Annotated in this window: 19 protein-coding genes and 1 pseudogene; 11 read left to right on the top strand and 9 right to left on the bottom strand. The window is 69.4% G+C overall.

Annotated features, from left to right (window positions below; all coding sequences use genetic code 11):
* On the bottom strand, nt 1-734 hold a 734-nt coding region (locus Aph01nite_RS36375), incomplete at its 3' end, for a phosphotransferase enzyme family protein (RefSeq protein WP_204045615.1).
* A 121-nt stretch (nt 735-855) separates the two neighbouring features.
* On the opposite strand from Aph01nite_RS36375, the gene Aph01nite_RS36370 reads away from it, so the two are divergent.
* A complete protein-coding gene (locus tag Aph01nite_RS36370) occupies nt 856-1,302 on the top strand; it encodes a VOC family protein (RefSeq protein WP_204045614.1) in 447 nt (148 codons plus the stop codon).
* Between the two features lie 70 nt (nt 1,303-1,372).
* Here Aph01nite_RS36370 and Aph01nite_RS36365 read toward each other — a convergent pair.
* The 4 genes and pseudogenes from Aph01nite_RS36365 to Aph01nite_RS41860 form a co-directional block, all read right to left on the bottom strand.
* A pseudogene (locus tag Aph01nite_RS36365) lies at nt 1,373-1,966 on the bottom strand (TIGR03619 family F420-dependent LLM class oxidoreductase); the annotation flags it as partial.
* Nucleotides 1,967-2,223: 257 nt separating this feature from the next.
* The gene (locus tag Aph01nite_RS36360) at nt 2,224-3,300 is read right to left on the bottom strand and encodes an iron-siderophore ABC transporter substrate-binding protein (protein ID WP_204045612.1); all 1,077 of its coding nucleotides are present in this window, start codon (nt 3,298-3,300) and stop codon (nt 2,224-2,226) included.
* A 27-nt stretch (nt 3,301-3,327) separates the two neighbouring features.
* A complete protein-coding gene (locus Aph01nite_RS36355; RefSeq protein ID WP_204045611.1) occupies nt 3,328-5,220 on the bottom strand; it encodes an ABC transporter ATP-binding protein in 1,893 nt (630 codons plus the stop codon).
* The gene (locus tag Aph01nite_RS41860; protein ID WP_239162250.1) at nt 5,217-7,061 is read right to left on the bottom strand and encodes an ABC transporter ATP-binding protein; all 1,845 of its coding nucleotides are present in this window, start codon (nt 7,059-7,061) and stop codon (nt 5,217-5,219) included. Before Aph01nite_RS41860 ends, Aph01nite_RS36355 begins: the two co-directional genes overlap by 4 nt.
* Nucleotides 7,062-7,316: 255 nt before the next feature.
* Here Aph01nite_RS41860 and Aph01nite_RS36340 point away from each other — a divergent pair, with 255 nt between their 5' ends.
* Together Aph01nite_RS36340 and Aph01nite_RS36335 are read left to right on the top strand one after the other, a co-directional pair.
* Nucleotides 7,317-8,690, top strand: a complete 1,374-nt coding sequence (locus tag Aph01nite_RS36340; RefSeq protein ID WP_204045610.1) for a chitinase — start codon at nt 7,317-7,319, stop codon at nt 8,688-8,690.
* A gap of 12 nt (nt 8,691-8,702) precedes the next feature.
* Nucleotides 8,703-10,865 carry an RICIN domain-containing protein gene (locus Aph01nite_RS36335; RefSeq protein WP_204045609.1) on the top strand — a complete coding sequence of 721 codons (2,163 nt, stop codon included), beginning with the start codon at nt 8,703-8,705 and terminating at the stop codon, nt 10,863-10,865.
* Here the strand turns inward: Aph01nite_RS36335 and Aph01nite_RS36330 are convergent.
* Nucleotides 10,852-11,868 carry a hypothetical protein gene (locus Aph01nite_RS36330; protein ID WP_204045608.1) on the bottom strand — a complete coding sequence of 339 codons (1,017 nt, stop codon included), beginning with the start codon at nt 11,866-11,868 and terminating at the stop codon, nt 10,852-10,854. The genes Aph01nite_RS36335 and Aph01nite_RS36330 overlap by 14 nt on opposite strands.
* A gap of 19 nt (nt 11,869-11,887) precedes the next feature.
* Nucleotides 11,888-12,451, bottom strand: a complete 564-nt coding sequence (locus tag Aph01nite_RS36325) for a TIGR03086 family metal-binding protein (protein ID WP_204045607.1) — start codon at nt 12,449-12,451, stop codon at nt 11,888-11,890.
* Nucleotides 12,452-12,692: 241 nt separating this feature from the next.
* Between Aph01nite_RS36325 and Aph01nite_RS36320 the strand changes: the two genes are divergently transcribed.
* A complete protein-coding gene (locus tag Aph01nite_RS36320; protein WP_204045606.1) occupies nt 12,693-14,954 on the top strand; it encodes a terpene synthase family protein in 2,262 nt (753 codons plus the stop codon).
* A gap of 376 nt (nt 14,955-15,330) precedes the next feature.
* Here the strand turns inward: Aph01nite_RS36320 and Aph01nite_RS36315 are convergent, their stop codons facing one another.
* Nucleotides 15,331-16,110, bottom strand: a complete 780-nt coding sequence (locus Aph01nite_RS36315) for a hypothetical protein (RefSeq protein ID WP_204045605.1) — start codon at nt 16,108-16,110, stop codon at nt 15,331-15,333.
* Nucleotides 16,111-16,499: 389 nt separating this feature from the next.
* On the opposite strand from Aph01nite_RS36315, the gene Aph01nite_RS36310 reads away from it, so the two are divergent.
* The 7 genes from Aph01nite_RS36310 to iolD all read left to right on the top strand — a co-directional run bounded on the left by Aph01nite_RS36310 (nt 16,500) and on the right by iolD (nt 23,783).
* Nucleotides 16,500-17,132 carry an HAD family hydrolase gene (locus Aph01nite_RS36310; RefSeq protein WP_204045604.1) on the top strand — a complete coding sequence of 211 codons (633 nt, stop codon included), beginning with the start codon at nt 16,500-16,502 and terminating at the stop codon, nt 17,130-17,132.
* An 84-nt stretch (nt 17,133-17,216) separates the two neighbouring features.
* The gene (locus Aph01nite_RS36305; protein WP_204045603.1) at nt 17,217-18,188 is read left to right on the top strand and encodes a Gfo/Idh/MocA family protein; all 972 of its coding nucleotides are present in this window, start codon (nt 17,217-17,219) and stop codon (nt 18,186-18,188) included.
* 105 nt (nt 18,189-18,293) lie between these two features.
* Nucleotides 18,294-19,130, top strand: coding sequence for a sugar phosphate isomerase/epimerase family protein (locus Aph01nite_RS36300; protein WP_204045602.1), 837 nt, complete (start codon nt 18,294-18,296; stop codon nt 19,128-19,130).
* Between the two features lie 196 nt (nt 19,131-19,326).
* Entirely contained in the window at nt 19,327-20,301 is a 975-nt protein-coding gene (iolC, locus tag Aph01nite_RS36295) for a 5-dehydro-2-deoxygluconokinase (protein ID WP_204045601.1), read from the top strand.
* Entirely contained in the window at nt 20,294-21,175 is an 882-nt protein-coding gene (locus Aph01nite_RS36290; RefSeq protein ID WP_204045600.1) for a Cgl0159 family (beta/alpha)8-fold protein, read from the top strand. The genes iolC and Aph01nite_RS36290 overlap by 8 nt, the downstream gene beginning before the upstream one ends.
* Nucleotides 21,172-21,984 carry a 5-deoxy-glucuronate isomerase gene (gene iolB / locus Aph01nite_RS36285; protein ID WP_204045599.1) on the top strand — a complete coding sequence of 271 codons (813 nt, stop codon included), beginning with the start codon at nt 21,172-21,174 and terminating at the stop codon, nt 21,982-21,984. The genes Aph01nite_RS36290 and iolB overlap by 4 nt, the downstream gene beginning before the upstream one ends.
* Entirely contained in the window at nt 21,981-23,783 is a 1,803-nt protein-coding gene (iolD, locus tag Aph01nite_RS36280) for a 3D-(3,5/4)-trihydroxycyclohexane-1,2-dione acylhydrolase (decyclizing) (protein WP_204045598.1), read from the top strand. The genes iolB and iolD overlap by 4 nt, the downstream gene beginning before the upstream one ends.
* 85 nt (nt 23,784-23,868) lie before the next feature.
* Here the strand turns inward: iolD and Aph01nite_RS36275 are convergent.
* Nucleotides 23,869-24,215, bottom strand: a 347-nt coding sequence (locus tag Aph01nite_RS36275; protein WP_275419341.1) for an FGGY-family carbohydrate kinase, incomplete at its 5' end; no start/stop codon positions are given.

Genomic DNA, 24,215 nt, shown 5'->3' with positions numbered 1-24,215 from the left:
CAGACCGCTCGGACTTCGGCGAGTCGCTTGACCGCATACTCGTCGTCCCAGCAGACGGCGGCCTCCCACGCGGCCGACGCTTGCGCGGCGATGTCGTACGCGCCGTCGTCGAGCCCGGCGGCGTTGTCGGGCAGCACCAGGTCGAGGTCGGGGACGTCGACGTGCGACTCATCCCAATCGATCAGCGCGACCCGATCCGCGGTCATACGCACGTTTCCAAGGTTGTTGGAGTCGCCATGGACGACGCATGTCTGACGTCCGGCGAGCCGCGCCCACGCTGCCCGGCATCGAGCAACGCTTTCAGGGGGCATCGCGCCGAGGTCGATCCTCGTCCCGGTCTCGGCGTGCAGGAGGTCGGTCGAGGATCGCCAGCCCGGGCGCTGCGGCCAGCCCTGCGTCAACCGATGCAGTTGGCGGAGCGTGCCGGCGACGCGACGCCAGTCGGCCTGCGACTCGGGCGGTCCGCCATCCACGTAGGTCATCACCACCAGACCGTCGACGAACAGTCGGCGGTCTGGTGTCGGGATCGGCACCGGCACGGTCAGACCTTCACGGTCGAGGTATTGGAGGAGTTCGGTCTCCCACGCGAGATCAGCGTCGCTCCTGGCACCGAGACGACCGACCGCCAGGCGCCCGTTGACGCGCACACTCCACACATCGTTGGCGACTCCGCCGGAGAGCGGTTCGATACGAGCGACGTCCTCACCCCACCGCCTGAGCGCCTCCCATCCCATTCGCCAGATCTTACGGGGACTCCGAACATCGCTGCGGGCATGGCTCGAATGGCCGCGATCTTTCGCTCATGAGCATCACCTAGGACAGAAACTGACCGCTCCTGGCGCCACCCTGGAACGCATGACCGATACCCCGATGTCAGATCCTTCTGGGCGCGCCGCCGTCCTGCACGCCTACTTCAGCTACCGCGACGCCCCCACCGCCCTGCGCTGGCTCGAACGTGCCTTCGGCTTCACCACCACCTTCGAAGTCCCCGACGACAAAGGTGGGATCCAGCACGCCGAACTGCGTCTCGACGAGGTCGCGATCACGGTCTTCAGCGACGACGGAGACTACGAACACCCTCGCCTCAAGGGAGAGACGGTCGGGCACGGGACCTATATCAGCGTGGCCACCGAGGCGGCGGTCGACACGTTCTACGACTCCGCCGTCCAGGCGGGCGCGACCGTGGTGTGGAAGCCCGCGGGCACGGAGTGGGGACAGTACCGCTGCCGGGTCCTTGACATCGAGGGCTACGAGTGGACCTTCGGCACGTTACGACCGGGGCAGAGCCAAACAGACTGGTGACGCACTGACCCCCGAATCCGGCGGCATCGGTCATGAGGCTTCGGCCCGCTCGCGGAACTCCACCGCCGTCTCAAGCATCCAGATTCAGATCCACGATGAGCTCGTCTGCGCCCGCCTCCGCAGCCGTGTGGACGTCGTCCATGATCTGGTCGAGAGTGCCGGCGAACGCCGATCGGGCAGGTCCTGCCGGACGGTCGGTGAAGGTGACGTTTCCCACCACGACCATCTCCATCCGGCTCGTGTCCCGGCCGTACCCGGAAGCCATTTCCCGGATACGGTCCCAGCTTGCGCGCAGTTCCGCGGCTCCGGCCGGCCCGGGTGTGGTGAGCATCGGCAGCCAGCCGTCTGCGCGTTTGGCAATACGCTGTACGGCCTTGGGACTGGCACCACCGCCCAGCATCACGGGGATTTTCGAAACGGGCTTGGGCAGGACCGACGCGTTGTCGATGATCACGCGAGGACCCCGGAAGGTCACCGGGTCCGGTCCCCACACGGCATCGAAGACGTCCAGCGTCTCGTCGAGGAAGCGGCCGCGATCCGCCCGGGTGGCCCCGGTGGCCTGGAGTTCGTCGGTGGACCAGCCGGTGCCCAGACCTGCGATCATGCGGCCGCCGCTGATCTGGTCGATCGTGGCCAGCGCCTTCGCCAACTGGATGGGTGTGTGAAGTGCGGCGCAGCGAACAGGGCCACGTCATGATCTGACGAGCGTCTCGCCGACGGCGCGTCACGAGGCGTCGATCTCGACGGGGCCCTTCGGCGGGCGAGGCCCGATACCGGACCTGCGGCACAGGACCTACCCGCACCGGTGCCGAAGCAGCTGGCTCGTCCCGTACAGGGAACGAAAAGGGCCAGGTCACAAGACCTGGCCCTGGCTTATGGGATCCATAAGTCCCGTATGGGATCGGATCGCGTGAGTGGAGGTTAGGAGGTCGGCTGTTCCACCTTGGTCGCCGGGTCGCCGTCCACCGCTGCCGTCAGCTGCGGGACCAGACGGTCGATCACGTACGGCAGGCTCAAAACGGTCACGAAAGAAAATGCCACGCCGTAGTCGCTGGATTCGCCCACGAACACCTCGCGACCCTCGGACACCACCTTCATGTCGGCGTAGAGCTTGTCCTTGTGCAGGGCTTCGACGTCCTTCACCAGGTCGGGAACCGTCCAGACCGTCACCTTCTGGTCGAGCAGGTCGGCCCGCTCACGGCTGATGCTCGTGCCGAACGTGTTGCCGATCACCTCGTCCAGGTCGGACGGCATCGAGAAGCCCAGGGAAGCCAGCGTCCGGGACCGCGCGTCCTGGCTGCCGTAGACGAAGAAGCCCTCGTACGGGGTCGCGACCACGGCGGTGGCGCCGGCGAATTCGGGGTGTTCCTGCTTGGCGGTGGCGAACTTCGCCTCGACGCCCTCGACCAGCGCCTTCGCCTCGGCCTCCTTGCCGAGCGCCTTGCCGGTCATCAGGGTCTGGTCCTGCCACGGGATGCCGTAGTCGTTGAACTCCTTCGGCTGGGCGACGACCGGGGCGAACTTGGACAGCGTGTCGTACTGCTCCTTGGTGAGGCCGGCGTACAGGGCGAGGATCAGGTCGGGCTTGAGGGCGGCGATCTTCTCGACCTGCGGGCCGGTGCCCGTGTCGGTGAGCAGGGTCGGTACGGGCGCGCCGCCCAGCTTGTCCTTCGCCCACGGGCCGATCGCGCCGGGGAAGCCGCCGAACCAGTCGGTGGTCCCCACCGGGACGATGCCGAGCGCCAGTACGGAGTCCTGGTCGGTCAGGCCGACGGTGAACACCCGGGTGGGGGCGGCGGGGATGGTCGTGGTGCCGTACTTGTGCTCGATCGTCACGGGGAAGACGTTCGCCGGCGCGGACTCGGCCGGGGCGGACGCCGCGGGCGCGGACGGCGCGGGGTTCGCGGATTCCTGGCCGGAACCGCACGCGGTGGCGAGGAACAACAGGGCGGCGGCGACCACGCTCGCGGGCCGTCCACCCTTCAGGGAGCGAAACATGAGGGGTCCTTCACAGGTTGGGATTCGTCAGTTATCGCGACGATCAGGTGATTCAGAGACAGCCGAGGGATCGGACGGTTCTGGAGAACCCGCCGATCTCGGCAACAAGAGTGGATCCGCCGGGCCGTGAGCTTCAGCGGGATCCGTATCGCAAGCCGTAGGGGAGTCGGTGGGGCGGTGACCGGTCCAGGTTTTCCAGAGGGTGGCGTAGGGTCCGTCGGCGGTGTGCAGGTCGGTGTGGTGGCCGGTCTGCACGATTCGGCCGTCGTCCATGACGACGACGCGGTCCGTGGTGACCGCCTGGCTGAGGCGGTGGGCGACGATCAGCGCCGTCCGGCCTTCGATGGCCTGGTCGATGGCCTTTTCGAGGACCCGCGCTCCGGCGCTGCCCGCTTCCGCGGTGGCTTCGTCCAGCACCGCGATCGGCGCGCCGGTGAGGATCAGCCGGGCCAGCGCGACCTGCTGCACCTGGGTGGCGGTGAGCCGGTGCCCGCCTTCGCCGACGATCGTGTCCAGCCCTTCGGGCAGCGTCTCGGCCCAGGTCAGCGCGTCGACCCGGCTGAGCGCGTCGCGCACGTCCTCGTCGGTCGCGTCCGGCCGGGCCAGGCGCAGGTCGTCGGCGAGGGATCCGGCGAACACGTGCACGTCCTGGGTGATCATCGCCACCCGTTCTCCTGCGCCGAGCCGTACCGAGCCTTCGGCGGGAACGTGCACGCCCGCGATCAGCCGGGCCAGCGTCGTCTTCCCGGCCCCGCTCGCGCCGACCAGCGCCACCCGTTCGCCCTGGCCGATCGAGAGATCGATGCCGTGCAGGACCGGCCGCCCCGGCTCGTACGCGTGAGCCAGCCCCGCCACCGCGACAGCCTCCTCCGGGGAAGCCGTGACTTCTGCCGTGCGCGGGGCGGGTTCGGGCTGGTCGATGACGCCGACGAGGCGCGCCAGGCTCGCCGCCGCGGACTGGGCGTCGTCGATCAGCACGAGGGCGGTGTTGACCGGGCCGAACAGGCCGTGGAAGTAGAGGGCGGCGGCGGTGGCCGTACCGATGGAGGTCAGGCCGCCGCGGACCATGAGGAAGCCGGCGACGAGGACGGCGGCCAGGCCGAGGTACTCGGCCACGTGGAGGCGGCTGTAGAAGCGCAGCACCAGCCAGACGCCGCGCATGGTCAGGTCGACGGCGCGCCGGGAACGCTCGGTGACGCGCGTGACGTGCTCGTCCTCCATCCGGAACGCGCGCACGGTCGCCGCGCCGCCGATGCTCTCCAGCAACTGCTGCTGCTGGGCGCCGCCCGCGACACGCTGCCGCGCATAGAGGGGTACGGCGTTGCGCACATACCACCGCGCCGTATACGCCTGGATGGGCACCGCCAGCAGCGCGGCCAGCAGGAACCGCCAGTCCACGACGGCCAGCGCGACCATGGTGAGCACGATCACGAGCACGGATCGGGCCAGCTCCGGCAGGGCGGTCCGCATGGCCTCGGCGACCTGCGAGACGTCGGCGGTGACCCGGGCCGTGAGGTCGCCGGAGCCGGCCTTCTCCACCTGCTCCAGCGGCAGCCGCAGCGCCCGCCCGACGAATCGTTCCCGCAGCCGGGCCAGCGCGGTCTCGCCGAGCCGGGCGATCAGCGACAGCCCGAGCCCGGTCGCCCCGCCCTGGACGACGGCGACGATCACAAGCAGCACCACCGGCACGGTCAGCGAGTCCACCGCGCTCCGCGACGCGACCAGGTCCACGATGTGACCGAGCAACGGCTGGGTGAGCAGCCCGATCGCGGTGGCGCCGACCATGACGGCGAATCCGCCGACGGCCAGACCACGATGCGGCCGCAAGAGTTCCAGCACGGCCGCCCGGGTACGCGCGGGCGTCGCCGTCGGCAGCAGTTCACGCTCCGGCGAGCCGGAGTCCAGAGGTTCGCGGGTCATGAGAGCACCGCCGCGCGGTAGACCGTGTTCCGCCGTACCAGCTCGGCGTGCGGAGCCGCGTCGGCGACGCGGCCGTCGTTCAGGAGCACCACCCGGTCGGTGACCGCCAGCAGCGCGGGACTCGTGGTCACCACGATCGTGGTACGGCCCTGCCGGATCTCCCGCAGTCCGTCCGCGATCCGCGCTTCGGTCACGGTGTCGACCGCCGTGGTCGGATCGTGCAGGACGAGCACCTGCCGGTCGGCGGCGAGCGCCCGGGCGAGCGCGACCCGCTGCCGCTGCCCGCCCGACAACGACCGCCCGCGTTCGATCAGCGGCGTGTCCACCCCGAGCGGAAGCCCGCGCGCGACCTCGTCGACACCCGCCGCGACCAGGACGCGGTCCAGCATGGGCTCGGAAGCGGCCACATTGCCCCGCAAAGTCCCTTCGAACAGGTCGGCGTCGTGCTCGGCCACCAGAATCCGCGTCCTCAGCTCCGCGGGATCCACGTCGGTGAACGGCACACCGTCGAGTTCGATGACCCCGGCTTCCGGATCCACGTGCCGTCCGAGGCATCGCACCAGAACGGTGGCATATGCCGGATCCGTCGCCACCACACCCAGAACCTCACCGGGGGACACGTGCAGGTCGAGCGCCAGCCCGTCACAACGCACACTCCGCAGCCGCAGCTCACCGCGCACCGGACGGGGGAAAGATCCCAGATGCGCTCGGTCGCTGCCGACACCCGCCATCGCCGAGCGGCCATCGCCGTGTGGACCTGGGGCCGCGTCCGCTTCAGGGGGTCCACCGTTCGGATGTGAGGACCTGTCCGCCCGAACGCTTCGAGGGTCAGGATGTGGGGGCGTGTCCGCTTCGAACAGTCCATCGCTGCCGGTTCCGGCCACGATGGCTGTCGGAGCGTTGAGGACGTCGGCGATCCGGGTCGCGGAGGCGCGGCCCTGGGCCAGTTCCGCGTTGACCCAGGAGAAGACTTCGAGAGGCCCGAGCAGGAACAGGGCGAGGCCGACCGCGGAGACGAGCTGGCCCAGGGTGATGTCGCCCTGGAGGGCGAGGCGGCCGCCGATGAGGGCCACGATCGCGATGAAACCGCCGGTCAGGGCGAGGACCATCCCGTACTGCCAGGCCTCGGCGCGGGCCGCCCGCAGCGTGGCCGCCAGCGACTCCCGGCTGGTGCGCCGGTACCGGTCCACCGCCGGGACCTCGGCGCCGATGCCCTTGAGGACGCGCAACCCGGACACCAGGTCGGCGGCGACGCCGGACGCGTGCGCGGCCCGCTCCTGCTCGGCCTCGCTGCGGCGTTCCAGCGGTTTGCTCAGCAGATGCCCGGCGAACAGCAGCAGGGGAGTGCCGAGCAGGACCAGCAGGCCGAGCGGCAGCGAGATGCGCAGCAGCACGACCGCGCCGACCAGGACGCCGGCGAGGGCGCCGATGCCCATCATGGCGGCCATGTTCACGGCGCCGACACGTTTGGCGTCCTCGGTCGCGATGGTGGCCAGCGCTCCGGGTAACCGGCCGTGCTCGGCTCCGCCGCGCGGATCGAGCACCCGCCGTACGATCTGCAGCCGGAGTTCGTGGCCGGCCTGTTCCGCGGCACGTTCGCCGGCGCGGGCGCCGTACCGGAAACTCATGGAGAGGGCGACGTAGACGGCGGCGAGCACGGCGAGCCAGGTCAGCAGCGCGGTCAGGTCGCCCGGCCCGACGGCTTCGTCGATGACGACTCCGATGAGGACGGGAACCGCCACCTCGCCGGCCTGGTGGCAGGCCCCCAGCAGCGATCCGACGAGTACGTCACGGCGCTGCCCGCGGACCGTACGCCACAGGACATCCCGACCCCCACCCACCCAAAATCCTCCGGATCGCCCGACTCATTTTAGGTAAGGCTACACTAACTTAGTTTTACCTAACCAGGGCATCCCCTCCGATGGGTACGCGGGCGTGCTCGCGCCTGCTCCTTGCTCCCTGAAGACGCCGAAGCACCCGCTCCGACCGGCCAAGATCTCCACATTCATTAGGAAACTTTCCTATTGACAGTACCAGGCTGAGGGCTGTTATATCCGGGTTAAATTTAAGAAGTGGAACAACCGGGAGAGTCGAACATGCCCTTTCAGCGCCCCCGATTAGCGCGAGCTCTCGCGGCCGGAGCCGTCGCGCTCGCCCTCGTCGCGACCGGTGTCACACCCGCGTCGGCGGCCACCGGTCAGATCACCGGATACGGCGGCAAATGCGTGGACGTCGCCGGCGCCAACCCGGCCAACGGCACCCAGGTCCAGCTCTACACCTGCAACGGAACCACCGCCCAGTCCTGGACGACCGGCACCGACGGCACCATCCGCGCCCTCGGCAAGTGCCTGGACGTGAACGCCGCCAGCAGCGCCAACGGCACCAAGGTGCAGATCTGGGACTGCAACGGCACCGCCGCCCAGACCTGGACCGCCCAGGCCGACGGCACGCTCCGCGCGCTCGGCAAGTGCCTGGACGCCACCGGCCCGAGCTCCGCCGACGGCACCCCGCTGCAGATCTGGGACTGCTTCGCCAGCGCCAACCAGCGCTGGACGCTGCCCACCGGCACCACCCCGCCCCCGCCGCCGCCCCCGCCGGGCAAGATGCCGGGCGCGCCGTACCTCTACATGGGCTGGGGCAGCCCGCCCAACGCCGCCACGGTCATGAGCCAGACCGGCGTGCGTTCCTTCACCATGGCGTTCATCCTGTCCGGCGGCGGCTGCGTGCCGCGCTGGGACGGCAGCAGGCCGCTGACCGGCGGCACCGACCAGTCCACGATCAACGCCATCAAGGCGGCCGGCGGCAGCGTGCAGGTCTCCTTCGGCGGCTGGTCGGGCAACAAGCTCGGCCCCAACTGCTCCACCCCCGCCGCGTACGCCGGCGCGGTGCAGCAGGTCATCAACGCCGTCGGCCCGGCCGTGGTCGACTTCGACATCGAGAACACCGACGAGTTCTCCAACTACACCGTCCAGGACCGCATCCTCAACGGCCTGAAGATCGTCAAGCAGAACAACCCGAACGTGAAGATCGCGGTCACCATCGGCACCGGCCTCAACGGCCCGACCGGCGACGGCATCCGGCTGATCAACCAGGCCCGGGCGCTGAACGTGCCGATCGACAACTACACGATCATGCCGTTCAACTTCGGCGGCCACGGCAACATGTACCAGGCCACCGTCAACGCCTCCGAGGGCCTGAAGAACGCGCTCAAGGCGGCCTGGGGCTGGACCGACGCGCAGGCGTACGCGCGGATGGGCATCTCGGGCATGAACGGCAGCTCCGACCAGGGCGAGATCACCACGACCGGGACCTGGACGCAGATCCGGGACTGGGCCCGCTCCAAGGGGCTGAGCCGGTTCGCGTTCTGGTCGGTCAACCGGGACCGTCCCTGCTCCGGCGGTCTCAACGACACCTGTAGCGGTACCCCCCAGGCGAACTGGGACTTCACTCGCATCACAGCCGGTTTCTAACGGGAGCCACGAATGTCCATCAGGAGCGCCCTGGCCGCCCTGGTGCTGGTCGCGGGGTCGCTGATCGGGCTGTCCAGCCCGGCGCAGGCGGCCCCGCCGACCGGTTCCACCACGGTGGTGAACCGGGGCAGCGGCAAGTGTGTGGACGCCCGCGCGGCGGCCTCCGCCAACGGGACCGCGGTCCAGCAGTACTCGTGCAACGGCACGGCCGCGCAGTCCTGGCAGTTCCAGGCCACCAGCGGCGGCTACTTCCGCGTCAACAGCGCGCTGAACGCCGCCCAGACCTGGGACGTCACGAACGTCTCCACCGCCGACAGCGCGCCCATCCAGCTCTGGGCGTACGGCGGGGGCAACAACCAGCAGTGGCTCGCGGTGGAGGAGCCGGGCGGCTTCTACCACTTCGTCAACCGGCACAGCGGCAAATGTCTCGACATGCCGGGCGCGGCCACGGGAGACAGCGTGCAGTTCCAGCAGTACACGTGCAACGGCACGGCCGCCCAGTCCTTCAGCTTCGGCGGCGGTACGCCCCCGCCCGGTCCCAACCCGGACCTCGGGCCGAACGTGAGCATCTTCGACCCGTCGATGTCCGCGGCCACCATCCAGAGCCGGTTGAACACCGTGTTCAGCCAGCAGCAGACCAACCAGTTCGGCGGCAACCGGTTCGCGCTGCTGTTCCGACCGGGCACGTACAACGTGGACGTGAACGTCGGCTTCTACACGCAGGTGCTCGGGCTGGGCCTGTCGCCGGACAACGTCACGATCAACGGGCCGGTGCACGCCGAGGCGGACTGGTTCCAGGGCAACGCCACGCAGAACTTCTGGCGCGGGGTGGAGAACCTGTCGGTCAACCCGCCGGGAGGCAATGACCGGTGGGCGGTGTCGCAGGCGGCGCCGTACCGGCGGATGCACCTGCGCGGGAACCTGCAGCTGGACGACGGCGGCTGGTCGAGCGGCGGCCTGTTCGCGGACACCAAGATCGACGGCCAGGTGCGGTCGGGCTCGCAGCAGCAGTGGCTGACGCGCAACACCGAGATGGGCAGCTGGACGGGCTCCAACTGGAACATGGTGTTCGTGGGCGCCACCAACGCGCCGAGCGGCAACTTCCCCAGCCCGCCCTACACGCGGGTGGCCACCACGCCGGTGGTCCGGGAGAAGCCCTTCCTCTACATCGACCAGGCCGGCGCCTACCAGGTGTTCGTCCCGTCGCTGCGCACCAACTCGACCGGCACCAGCTGGAGTGGCGGCAACCCCGCCGGCACCTCGCTGCCGATCAGCCAGTTCTTCGTGGTCAAGCCGGGGCACACCGCCGGCGACATCAACGCGGCCCTCGCCCAGGGCCGGGACCTGCTGGTCACGCCGGGCGTCTACCACCTCAACGACACGATCAGGGTGACCCGGGCCAACACGGTCGTGCTCGGGCTCGGCCTGGCCACGTTCATCCCCGACAACGGCGTCACCGCGATGACCGTCGCCGACGTGGACGGGGTCAAGGTGGCCGGCATCCTGTTCGACGCGGGCACGGTCAACTCGGCGATGCTCATGCAGGTCGGACCGGCCGGTTCCACGGCCTCGCACGCCGCCAACCCGACCTCGCTGCACGACGTCTACTTCCGGGTCGGCGGCGCGGCGGTGGGCAGGGCCACCCAGAGCCTGGTCGTCAACAGCCACAACGTGATCGGCGACCACACCTGGATCTGGCGCGGCGACCACGGCAGCGGCATCGGATGGAACTCCAACACGGCGGCGAACGGGCTGACCGTGAACGGCAACGACGTCACGATGTACGGCCTGTTCGTCGAGCACTACCAGCAGTACCAGACGGTGTGGAACGGGAACGGCGGGCGGACGTACTTCTACCAGAACGAGATGCCCTACGACCCGCCGAACCAGGCCGCCTGGATGAACGGGAGCACGCAGGGTTACGCCGCGTACAAGGTGGCCAACTCGGTCACCACGCACGAGGCGTGGGGTCTGGGGAGCTACTGCTACTTCAACGTCAATCCGGGCGTCGTCGCGGCCCGCGCCTTCGAGGTGCCGAACACGCCCGGGGTGCGCTTCCACAACATGGTGACCGTGTCGCTCGGCGGAGTCGGGACGATCCGGAACATCATCAACACGACCGGTGGACCCTCGAACTCATCCACCAACGTCGCGAACCTGGTCAACTACCCCTGACCGGGGCCTGATCCCACCCTGCCCGCCGTCCGAGCAACTCTCGGGCGGCGGGCAGGGTGCGCTCCACCCACCACCCCAGTTCGTCCCCGCTTTTCGACCAGCCAAGCTGCACAAAACCATCCAAAAGCGCTAGGTTCAGCTGGCGTTCCCACCACTCCCTCGTCCGTACGCCGTGCGATTCCAAGGCGCTTCGGAACCGCTCGATCGCCGCCTCCTTGGCTTCGGGCAGCCGGTCCCAGTTCACGGCCAGATAGCGGGCGAGATCGACGCAGGGAGCGTCCCTTCCCGGCCACGCCCAGTCCAGCAGGATCGTACGGCCGTCCGGGTGCGAGCCGAGATGGCTGGCCTTCCAGTCGCCGTGCACCAGCGTGGCGGGGGTGTCCGCGAGGGCGTCGGCGAGCGGAGCGGGGTCGGCGGCCAGCGCGCACGCGTATCCGGCCGCTTCCGGGGCGGCCTCGTCGAGGGCCCGCCAGCCGACCGGGATCGCGCGGCATCCCGGGTCGCGGTTGCCGGCTTCGGCGTCCCGGCGCGCGGTGCCGGGGGAGAGCGCCCGGCAGCGGGACTCCGGCGACAGCAGGCCCAGCTGGTCCTCCTCCGGGATGCCCAGGAAGGTCGCGTGCAGCGCGGCCATGTGATCGAGGAACCTCGTGTGCTGCGCGAGCGGAATGGGGTCGTCGCCGGTCGGCACCAGGTGGCCGGAGACGTCCCGCATCAGGAGGGCGGTCACCTCGCCCTCGCGGGCCACGCCGACGATCGTGTGGTCGAGGCGGCCGGGGAGCCGGTCGAGGACGCCCGTGCGCCACAGGGTGAGCACCCGGCAGCTGATGTCGGCGGTCACCCGCGTGACCCAGTCCAGGTCCCAGGACAGGTACTTGAGCACGTAGTGGCCCCCGTCGATCACTACGCGCTCGAAGTTGGACCTGGACATGGAGCCCGGGTTCATCGGCCCCCGGAAAGTGGCGTCCTTGACCAGCTCCTCGATCGACCCCGCGACTTCGCCCATGACGACTCGTTCGCGGGTCTCAGGCGGCCCGGCCGAAGGCCGCGAGCAGGCGGGTCTGCGGGTCGGCGTCCGCCGGGACGTCCACCTTGGGGGCGATCATTCCGGCGGCCCGGTACGCGTCCTCCTCGCCCGCGAACCAGGACGCGCAGGTGGCCACGAGCTCCGGGTCCAGCTGTTCGTCGCCGCCGGTGGCCCTGGCCAGGTCCCAGCTGTGGATGAGGAGGTCGGCGGAGAGCTGCTTCGCGTACTCCGAGCCGGACGCGTCGCCGTACGACAGGTGCACGGTCCGGTCCAGCGCGCCGGGCTCGTGCACGGCCAGGACGGCCTGCTCGGCGGAGGTCTCGAACGCCTTGACCGGGTCGGCGCCGAGCAGGTCGCCCTCGAAGGCGGACCCCACGTCGGCGATCGTGCGCCCCGCCATCATGGGCGCGGTCCAGAGGTTCTCGGCGACCATGTGGTTGACGAGCATGCGCACGTCCCAGGCCGAGCACGGGGTGCTCCCGCGCCACTGGTCCTCGCCCACGGCGTGGACCCGATCGGCGAACTCCCGCATCGCACGCTCGTGTAGTTCTAGCGTGTCCATACCTCCAGCCTTGCGACCCCCACCTGCGAAAACGTCCACTGGAAGCTCATATGTCAGCAAATAATGGGGATCGGTGCCGGGTCCGAGGGCGGCTGGGGCCCGTGGGGTGCTGGTACACGCTTGTGGCCTGGGGGATGGGGTCCTGCTGTTGCGCGAACACACGTTGAGTGTAAGGGTCGTCACGGCGAGTAGACGCAACCCGGGGCCGGTCGTCCCGGGGTCAGACTGGGGGGCCGAAACGATGCAGGCGTTCAATCTGCCCGACTTCTACATGCCGTATCCGGCCAGGCTCAACCCGCATATGGAACGTTCCCGGGAGCACAGCATGGCCTGGGCCAGGGAGATGGGCATGCTGGACGCGGCCAAGCCCGGCGGCGGGCTGGTCTGGGACGAGCCGGCCCTGGCCAGGATGGACTACGCGCTCATGTGCGGATACACGCATCCGGACTGCGACGGGCCCACCCTCGACCTGATCACCGACTGGTACGTGTGGGTGTTCTTCTTCGACGACCACTTCCTGGAGGAGTTCAAGCACTCCCGTGATCTGGTGGGGGCGCGGGCGTACCTGGACCGGCTGGAGCTGTTCATGTCCGACGATCCGCCCGAGGTGAGCAACCCGGCGGAGGCGGGGCTGAAGGACCTCTGGGCGCGGACCGTCCCGGCCATGTCCGGCGACTGGCGGCGGCGGTTCGTGGTCAGCACCCACAACCTGATGGTCGAGTCGATGTGGGAGCTGGAGAACATCGACCGCGGCCGGATCGCCAACCCCATCGAATACGTGCAGATGCGCCGCCGCGTCGGCGGCGCGCCGTGGTCGGCCAACCTGGTGGAGTACGTGGCGGCCGAGATCCCCGCCGTGCTGGCCGCGGAACGGCCGATCACCGTGCTGACCGACACCTTCTCCGACGCCGTGCACCTGCGCAACGATCTGTTCTCCTACCAGCGCGAGGTCCAGGAGGAGGGGGAGAACTCCAACGCCGTGCTGGTCTTCGAGAAGTTCTTCGGCTGCTCCACGCAGGAGGCCGCCGAACTCGTCAACGACCTGCTCACCTCGCGTCTGCAGCAGTTCGAGAACACCGCGCTCACCGAGGTGCCGGGGCTGCTGGTGCGGCACGGGATCATGCCGGACGAGCAGGTCGCCGTCGCCGCGTATGTGAAGGGTCTGCAGGACTGGCAGTCGGGTGGTCATGAGTGGCACGCACGGTCGAGCCGGTACATGAACGAGGGCGTGGTCTCGGAGACGCCGGCCGGCGTGCTGCCCGGTCCGACCGGGTTGGGCACCGATGGGCTGCGGCAGTTGGTGGGGCAGCCGCTGACGCCGGGGCGGCTGGGTCTGCGGGGGCGTGTCAGGCAGTACTCGCATGTGCCGTTCCGGGTGGTCGGGCATCTGCCGCTGCCTGATCTCCACATGCCGTACCGGGTCAGGACCAGCCCGCATCTGGAGGACGCGCGGCGGCACGGGGTCGCCTGGGCGAGGGAGATGGGGTTCTTCGACTCGGCGCCGGGAGTGGAGATCGGCGGGCTCTGGGACGAGCGGCGATTCCTCGGCTTCGACTTCGCGCACTGCGCCGCGATGATCCACGCGGACGCGACGCCCGAGCAACTCGACGTGTCCACTGACTGGCTGGCCTGGGGCACCTACGCCGACGACTACTACCCGGTCGTGTTCGGGGCCGTCCGCGACCTGGCCGGAGCCCGGTTCTGCAACGAGCGCCTCACCCAGTTCATGCCGATCGACGACTCTCCGGCTCCCGACCCTGTGGGCGCGCTCGAACGCGGACTCCACGACCTCTGGCGGCGTACGGCCGGGCCGATGAACCGCGAGAGCCGGCTGCTGTTCCGCGAAGCCGTCGAGAAGACGCTGGCCGCGTGGGAGTGGGAGCTGGCCAACCAGGCCCAGAACCGCATCCCGGATCCGATCGACTACGTCGAGATGCGCCGCAGCACCTTCGGCTCCGAGCTGACCAGCGCTCTCGCCAGGACGACGAGCATGGACGTGGTCCCCCAGGACATCCACCAGACCAGGACCCTGCGCGAGCTGGAGACGGCCGCCATGGACTACGGCGCCTTCACCAACGACCTGTTCTCCTACCAGAAGGAGATCGAGTACGAGGGCGAGGCGCACAACCTGGTCCTGGTCGTGGAGCACTTCCTCGACGTGGACCGGCATGCAGCCCGGGACGTCGTGGCCGACCTGATGAACGCCCGCATGCGGCAGTTCGAGTACCTCGCCGACCACGAACTCCCCGCCCTGCTCGACTCGCGCCCCGACCTGACACCCGAGGCCAGGGCCGCCCTCATCCAGCGGGCCGACGACCTCAAGGAGTGGATGTCGGGCATCCTCGAATGGCACCTCCGCTGCGACCGCTACACCCAGACCGAACTCGAACGCCGCCACACCACCCGCCCCACACCCGCCCGCCTCCCCGTCCCCAGCCACCGCCCCACCGGCCTGGGCACCTCGGCCCTGCGCGCCCATCTCCCCGTCAGAACCCCCGGCTGAGGTCGAAGCCCGGGCGGACCAAGCGGCCATCTGCGCGGGCTTCGGATGGGTTCCCGGGTGAAGGAGCGGCGTGGACGTCTCTTCTTGCCCATCGTCTCCATCATGGACACCTTTCCGGGGACGAACCCCTGACCAAGGTGTCCGTCAAACCGAATCAAGCCCAGTGGCTGCCGGATGGTCGAAATGCGAAAGACATCCGGCTTGGGCTGCGATGGCCAGTTGCTCAGCAGCGCGATAGGTGTCCCGTCTCGGGTGTGGTTTTGGAGTGTGAGGGCGCCTGGTTTTGGATGTGGTGGGGTCGGGCGTTCAGAGCGTGAAGGTACCCGGCTTCGGGTGTGGTCGAGATGTGACAGGTATCCCGGCTTTTGGGGTGGGGTTAGGTGATTAGTTTGCGGTGTTCCCAGGCGAGGGTGAGGCATGCTCGTCCCGCTGGGAGCATCGTGTCCGCGGTGGCGTAGTGGCGGACGGTCTCCTCCTCGAAGGGGAGGCCGGTCAGGAGGTCGCCCTCGTCGCCGGTTGAGGGTCCGTTGCCGAAGAGAGTGTCGTAGGTGGGGGCGTCGAAGACGCAGGCGATGAGGATTTCCGGTTTCCAGGTGAGGGGGTACAGCCCGATTCCCAGGTACCAGGCTGAGGCGGCGCCTGAGGTGAACGCTTGGTTGATCGCTGCGTAGGGCTCGTCCCGGGTGACGTCCACCGGGGTGGTGCGGTCCTCGTGTGCGCCCAGGAGTTCCTCGGCGTACTCGCGGATCATGGTGTGCCGGAGGTGGAGTTCCCGTTCCGGGTGGGGGTGGTTGTCCTGGGAGGGCTGGAAGTCGCCTGCGGGGACGACGTGGGTGGTGCCGGCGGCGACGGCCACTCGGCGCCGTTTCATCAAGGGGAACTGGGGCGTTTCGCCGTTGCGGATGGTCAGGACGCAGACGCCGGGGATCGTGTATCGCCGGGTGAGGTCGAAGGGGTCGCCCAGCCAGCGCCGGTAGGGCCCGTCGATCGTGCCCGAGTGCCGCCACTGCCTGGCGGCTTCGAACAGCAGTGCTTCGCCGGTGTCGAACTGGTCCCAGTAGCGGGTGGCCGTGAACGCCAGCGTTGGTCCGGCCTCGACCAGCCGGTAGGACAGGCCGTTGAAGAAATGTGCCGGCCGCTCCAGGTCCCGTACCATTTCTGAATAAGTCGATCCCGGCCAATAACGGGTCAACCAGGTGCGCGCCTCTTCGGCGCGATCATCGGCCACGCTGTCACGCCATTCCAGCCGCACATCCGCCAGGGGAATCGGTGCCGCCGGAATCCATCCGGGCCGCGTGAACAACGGAATGGTCGGGTCCGCCCGGGGTGCCGCAAGGGATGCTCTGATGAGGTCAGATGAATTTTCCGACATAATTTGGCGAACACGCCGGAATTCCTCCGCGTCGCAAAACTCGCGCACCACAACCCCCGAGTCGACATTGGCGATCGCCCATGTTAACGGGCCATGGTGCCGTACTCAACCGAGGGTATTTTCCGGATTTCAACTGGACGTGGAGCCGTCGCGCCAGTCATACTTGCCACCCTATGCGATGGATTATCTTTGATTTCGCCGGCGTAATAGGGCGGCACCAGCCGGAGGAGGCGCGTGACGGCATGGTGGCCCTCACCGGGGCCGAGTCCGATCGTTTCTGGGCGGCCTACTGGGATCATCGGGACCCCTACGACCGTGGCCTGACGACCGCGGGGGACTTCTGGTCGGCCGTGTCGAAGACCCTGGAGACCGACTTCACCGCCGAGGTCGCCAGTGAGCTGATCCGGCTCGACATCACCAGCTGGCTGACCCCCGACCCGGCCACCGTCGAGTTGATCGCCCGCCTCAAGAAGCAGGGTCTGGGCGTGGCCCTGCTGTCCAACGCGCCGCACGAGCTGGCCGACGCGCTGGAGGACGTGCCCTGGATGGCCGACCTGGACCACCGCTTCTTCAGCAGCAGGCTGGCCATCTCCAAACCGAGCCCCGAGATCTACACGGCGGTCCTGGCCACCCTCGGTGCCGATCCCGGGGAGTGCGTCTTCATCGATGACCGGCCGCCGAACGTGGCCGCCGCCGAGGCGGTCGGCATGCGCGCGCTGGTCTTCGCGGACGCCGTGATCCTCGACCAGGACCTGACCCGGCTGCTGCGCGAAGCCGAGCGGCCAGGACTCGGCAGCCTGGGGTAAATACGTCCTTATGTCATGACAAATTGTTGACTCCTTTCCGGGGCGTGAACTAGAACTGAAAGCCCCGGACAAGGAGTTTTCGCCATGCGAGTGGGATTGCTGGGTCTCGGCCGGATCGGGGCGTTTCATGCCGCCACCCTGACCGGGCTCGTCGAGGACCTGGTCGTCCATGACGAGGACGGCGACCTGGCCGGCCGTACGGCGGCGGCGATCGGAGCCGGGACGGGGGATCCGTTCGACGCGGACGCGGTGGTGATCGCCACCCCGACGGGGACGCATGCGGAACTGCTGATCGAGGCGTGCGCCCGGGGCGTGCCCGCCTTCTGCGAGAAGCCGGCCGCGCCGGACGTGCCGGAGACGCTCAAGGTCCAGGAGGCCGTGCAGCGCAGCGGGGTGCTCGTGCACATCGGCTTCCAGCGGCGGTTCGACGCCGGTTACCGGTCGGCGCGGGAGGCGCTGCGGAACGGTGAGCTGGGCCGGCTGGATCGTGTCCACATGATCACCGGTGATCCGGCTCCGCCGCCGGCCGAGTACATCGCCAAGTCCGGCGGCATCTTCCGGGACTGCCACATCCACGACTTCGACGCACTGCGCTGGGTCACCGGGCGCGAGGTCGAGACCGTTTACGCGACCGGTTCCAACCGCGGCGCCGCCTTCTTCGCCGAGTACGGCGACGTCGACAACAGCGCCGCCGTCCTCACCCTGACGGACGGCACCCTCGCCACCCTCCAGGGTTCCCGCTACAACGGCGGCGGGTACGACGTCCGGATGGAACTCGCCGGAACCGTCGCAACCCGGGCGGTCGGCCTCGATCGCCGGGTGCCGCTGACCAGCATGGAGGGTCTGCAGCCGCCGGAGGATCCGTGGCCGGGGTTCCAGAGCAGGTTCGAGGCCGCGTATCGGGCGGAGTTGGCAGCCTTCCTCGCGGCTGTACGGGAGGAGGGCGAAACGCCCTGTTCGGTGGAGGACGCGCTGGCCGCTCTCTACATCGCCGAAGCGGCCGATTTGTCCCGCGCCGAGGCCCGTCCGGTACGGCTCGACGAGGTGACCGCATGAGACTCGATGAGGTAACTGCGTGAGACTCCACGAGATGACCGAGGTGGCGCGGTCCGGTCCGTTCCGGGTGAGGTCGGGGGCGATGCGCATGGGAGGGGTGACCGTATGAGGGTCGCAGGCGCGCCGATCTCCTGGGGAGTCTGTGAGGTCCCCGGCTGGGGCCACCAGCTTGACCCCGACCGGGTCTTGGGCGAGATGCGCGAACTGGGCCTGACCGCCACCGAACTCGGCCCCGACGGCTACCTCTCCGCCGAGATCCTGAGAAATCACGAAATGCGGGCTATAGGCGGATTCGTCCCCTTGGTGCTGCACCAGTCAGATCATGATCCGCTTCCCGGTCTCCGGGAACTGACCCAGACGTTCGCGGACGACATGGTCGTCGTCCTCGCCGCCGTCACCGGCCAGGACGGCTACGACACGCGGCCGACCCTCGACGCCGGAGGCTGGCGCACCCTGCTCGGCAACCTCGACCGCATCGCCGCCGAACTGCCACGCACCGGCGTCAAAGTCGCCCTCCACCCCCACGTCGGCACAATGGTGGAAACGGCCGCCGAAGTCCGTCGCGTACTCGACGGCTCCGGAATCGGCCTCTGCCTCGACACCGGCCACCTCCTCATCGGCGGAACCGATCCCCTCGACCTCGCCCTCCGCGACCCCGGCCGAATCACCCACGCCCACCTCAAAGACGTCGACTCCACCCTCGCCGCCCAAGTCCAGTCCGGCACCCTCTCCTACACCGAAGCCGTAAAACTCGGCATATACCGCCCTCTCGGCCAAGGCGACATCGACATCTCCGGCATCATCTCCAGCCTCACCAAAGCCTCCTACGACGGCTGGTACGTCATGGAACAAGACGTCATCCTCACCACCACCCCACCCCCCGGCACCGGCCCAATCACCAACGTCCACGCCAGCCTCACCTACCTAAGAGGCCTGCCGTGACCAAGAGTTGTCCCGGCCACCGACATCCGAGCGAGCCCCGCCCACCTCAAAGGCTTGCGACGCTCGCGACCCGGCCTGATCATCAACGCCCGTGTGAGCTTCGGCCGCCTCAAGGCCTCGCGGTGATCGAGAATCGGTCCGCTTCAGACATCACCTTGCCCGTTTCCGCCACCTTGTCTGGCTGGGGGAGCGAGCCATGATCGACGTGCTGACCATGGGACGTAGTGGCGTGGACGTTTACCCGCTTCAGGTGGGCGTGTCTCTGCGCGAAGTCGAGACCTTTGGGAAGTATTTGGGCGGGAGCCCTACCAACGTGGCGGTGGCCGCTGCTCGTCTGGGGCGTGCGAGTGCGGTGATTACGAGGACCGGGGCCGATCCGTTTGGCGAGTTCGTGCATGATGCGCTTCGCGCGTATGGCGTGGACGATCGCCACGTCAGCCCAGTGCCGCACTTGCCGACGCCTGTGACGTTTTGCGAGATCTATCCGCCTGACCATTTCCCCCTCTACTTCTACCGCTATCCCAAGGCCCCCGATCTGGAGATTTATCCGCACGAACTGGACTTGGCCGAGATCGCGTCGGCTGGGTTGTTCTGGGCGACCGTGACTGGTCTGTCTCAGGAGCCGTCCCTGGAAGCTCATTTCGCCGCGTGGGAAGCCCGAGGCCGCCGGGTGCACACTGTTCTCGACCTTGACTACCGGCCCATGTTCTGGGTGAGCCCCGACGTGGCCCGGGAACGCGTGCGGGAGGCGCTCCGGCATGTGACCGTTGCCGTCGGCAATCTCGACGAGGTCGAGGTGGCGACCGGGACGCGGGAGCCGTACCGGGCGGGGGAGGCGCTGCTGGCGGCGGGGGTTGAGGTCGCGGTGGTCAAGCAGGGCGGGGGTGGGGTGCTGGGGATGACCGAAAAGGAGACGGTTGAGGTGCCGCCGGTTCCGGTCGAGGTCGTGAACGGGCTCGGGGCGGGGGACGCGTTCGGCGGCGCGCTCTGCCACGGCCTGCTCTCCGGTTGGCCCCTCGCCAGAACCCTCAGGTACGCGAACGCGGCCGGATCCATCGTCGCTGGCCGGCTCGCGTGCGCGCCGGCCATGCCGACCATCGCGGAGATCGAGGCCGCCCTTGGAAAGGCCGCCCAAGGAGAGGCTGGGGTTGGGGAGAGCGGGCATGCGTGATCAGGACTACCGGGACCTGCTCGATCGGCGGGCCTGGCAGCCCGAGCGCGTGGCGGCTGCGGCGTCCGCCCGGCGGCGGAGGAGTTTGTGGGCGTCCGGCCGGCAGTTGCTGATTATTGCCGCCGACCATCCGGCCCGGGGCATGATCGGGGTCACAGGCCGGCCCATGGCGATGGCCAATCGGGCGGACCTGCTGAATCGGGTCGCGACCGCGCTGTCGAGACCCGGCGTGGACGGGGTGCTCGGCACGCCCGACGTGATCGAGGACCTGCTGCTGCTCGGCCTGCTGGACGACAAGATCGTCATCGGCTCCATGAACCGGGGCGGATTGCAGGGAAGCGTGTTCGAGTTCGACGACCGGTTCACCGCGTACACGGCCGAGGCGATCGCGCGGATGGGTTTCGACGGCGGGAAGATGCTCTGCCGGATCGGCGCCGAGGACCGCGCGACCGCCGACACACTGGCCAACTGCGCACAGGCGGTCACAGAACTGGCCGAACGCGGCTTGATGGCGATGGTGGAGCCGTTCTGGTCGCAAGTGGTGGACGGCGTCGTGCGGCACGATCTGTCCCCGGAAGGGATGATCCGGGCGATCTCCGTAGCCCAGGCCCTCGGCGCGACGTCCGCGCGGACCTGGCTGAAGGTGCCGGTCGTGCCCCGGATGGAGCAGATCATGGCGGCGACCACGCTGCCGACGCTGCTGCTCGGCGGCGACCCGGCGCACGCGCCCGACGAGGTGTACGCGGCCTGGGCGAAGGCCCTGCGGCTGCCGCCCGTACGCGGCCTGGTGGCCGGGCGCGCCCTGCTCTATCCGCCCGGCGACGACGTGGCGGCCGCGGTCGACACGGCGGTGGGCCTGCTGGAGGAGTCATGACCCACATCCCGTTCGGTACGGCCACCGCGGACCAATGGGCGGTGGAGATCACCCCGGCATCGGCGGGCTGGACCTACTCCGGCCTGCGCGTCGCCGACAACCCGGTCGCATTCGAGACCGGCGGCGAGGAGATGCTGGTGCTCCCGCTTTCGGGGTCGTTCGACGTGGTCGCGGACGGCCGCACTTTCACGCTGCACGGCCGGGAGTCGGTGTTCACGGCGGTGAGCGACTTCCTCTACCTGCCCATTGGCACCAGCGTCACGATCACCGGCAGCGGCCGCGTGGCGCTGCCCTCCGCGCGGGCCTCCCGCCGTCTCCCCATCCGGTACGGCCCCGCCGCCGACGTCCCCGTCGAAGTCCGGGGAGCCGGCCAGGCCAGCCGCCAGATCAACAACTTCTGCGCTCCCGGCGTCTTCGACTGCGACCGGCTGATGGCCGTGGAAGTGCTGACGCCGGAGGGCAACTGGTCGTCCTACCCGCCGCACAAGCACGACGAACAGCACGAAGGGGAAGCCGTGCTTGAGGAGATCTACTACTTCGAGGGCGGCCCCGGCTACCAGCGCGTCTACGGGTCCCACGAGGTGCTGGCCGAAGTGTCCGCGGGCGATGTCGTACTCGTCCCGAGGGGATACCACGGGCCTTCGATGGCCGCGCCCGGGTACGACCTGTACTACCTGAACGTGCTCGCCGGTCCCGCCGACGAGCGGTCCATGGCGTTCTGCGACGATCCGCGGCACGCCTGGATCCGCGAGTCGTGGGCCGGTCAGGCGGTGGACCCGCGGGTCCCGATGACGGAGGCGGCTCGATGAGACTCACCGTGGCGCAGGCGCTCGTACGGTTCCTGGCGAACCAGTGGTCCGAGCGGGACGGCGTGGAACACCGGTTGATCGCGGGCGTGTTCGGCATCTTCGGGCACGGGAACGTGGCCGGGATCGGGCAGGCGCTGGCCGAGCGCGGGGCGGGGCTGGGGGACGCGCTGCCGTACTATCTGGCCAGGAACGAGCAGGCCATGGTGCACACGGCGGTCGGGTACGCGCGCGCCCTGGACCGCATGTCCACGTTCGCGTGCACGACCTCGATCGGGCCCGGCGCGACCAACCTGGTCACCGGCGCGGCCCTGGCGACGATCAACCGCATCCCGGTGCTGCTGCTGCCCGGCGACGTCTTCGCCACCCGGGTCGCCAACCCGGTGCTCCAGGAGCTGGAGGACCCCCGGTCGTACGACGTGACCGTCAACGACGCGCTGCGCCCGGTCTCCCGGTTCTTCGACCGGATCAACCGTCCGGAGCAACTGCCGTCGGCGCTCCTGGCGGCGATGCGGGTGCTCACCGACCCGGCCGAGACGGGCGCGGTCACGCTGGCGCTGCCGCAGGACGTGCAGGCGGAGGCGTACGACTGGCCGGAGGAACTGTTCGCGCGGCGGGTCTGGCACGTCGCCCGCCCGGTGCCGGAACCGGCCGCGCTGGAGCGCGCGCTCACCCTGCTCAAGGACTCGCGCCGGCCGCTCATCGTGGCCGGCGGCGGCGTCATCTACAGCGGCGCGAGCTCCGACCTCGCCGATTTCGCCGAACGGTACGGCGTGCCGGTCGCCGAAACCCAGGCCGGCAAAGGGTCCCTGCGCCACGACCACCCGTGGAACGCCGGCGCCATCGGTCACACCGGTACGGCCGCCGCCAACAAGCTCGCCCGCGAGGCCGACCTGGTCATCGGCATCGGCACCCGCTACAGCGACTTCACCACCGCCTCCCGCACCCTGTTCGGCCGGGCGAGATTCCTGAACGTGAACGTGGCCGCCTTCGACGCCGCCAAACACGCGGGCACGATGCTCGTGGCCGACGCCCGCGAGGCGCTCCGCGCGCTCCGCCCGGACGGCTGGCGCGCCTCGTGGACCTTCGAGAAGCCCGCGTACGTCGTCCCGAGCGGCTTCACGCAGGCCGCCGTACTGGACGCGGTGAACGACGCGGCGGGGGAGGACGGCGTCGTCGTCAACGCGGCCGGCTCCATGCCGGGCGACCTGCACCGGCAGTGGCGGGCGGCCGGACCGCACTCCTACCACGTCGAGTACGGCTACTCGTGCATGGGCTACGAGATCGCCGGCGGCCTCGGCGTGAAGCTGGCCGCGCCGGAGCGCGAGGTGTTCGTGCTGGTGGGGGACGGGTCGTACCTGATGATGGCGCAGGAGATCGCCACCGCAGTGCAGGAGGCGGTCAAACTCGTGATCGTCCTGGTGGACAACGGCGGCTTCGCCTCCATCGGCGGGCTCTCCGAGGCGGTGGGGGCACGGCGGCTGGGCACCTCGTACCGGCTGCGCGGGCCCTCCGGCGGGCTGGACGGGGAGCCGCTGCCGGTGGACCTCGCCGCCAACGCCGCCAGCCTCGGCGCGGACGTGCTACGCGCCGGAGACCGCGACGACCTGGTCGCCGCCCTGGCCAAGGCCAGAGAGTCGGCACGGACGACCGTCGTCTACGTACGCCCGGAACCCGGCCCCGGCACCGAAGCCAGCGCCTGGTGGGACGTCCCGGTCGCCGAGGTTGCCGACAACCCCGAAGCCCGCGACGCCAGAACCCACTACGAACAAGCCAAACGCGACCAGCGCCTCTACTTGTGAGCCCCGGCCTCGCCCATTCGGGTCGAGGTCCGCGGTTTCACCTCTGGATCCGGCCTCGCCCGAGGTTCTTGGCCGGAACGGCCGCCTACCCCCGGATCCGGGCTTCGGCTTCGGCCCAGTCGCCGCCCCGGGGCTCGTAGTACGTCAATTCCTGCGTCGATGCCACCAGTGCTCGCATTTCCGCCAGTCCGCCGATCTCGCCCGCCGCCCGCGCCTGTACCAGGACGTTGCCGAGCGCTGTGGCCTCGGTCGGGCCCGCCACCACGGGGAGCCCGCACGCGTCGGCGGTCAGCTGGCACAGCAGGGTGTTCCTGCTGCCGCCGCCGACCAGGTGGATCACCTCCACCCGCCTGCCGGACAGTTCGGCCGCCCGGCGTACGGCCATGCGGTGCCCGAGCGCCAGGCTCTCCAGCACACACCTGACAAGCGCCG

The organism is Acrocarpospora phusangensis, assembly GCF_016862995.1.
GTDB lineage: Bacteria > Actinomycetota > Actinomycetes > Streptosporangiales > Streptosporangiaceae > Acrocarpospora > Acrocarpospora phusangensis.
This window is presented reverse-complemented; position numbering and strand designations above follow the sequence as displayed.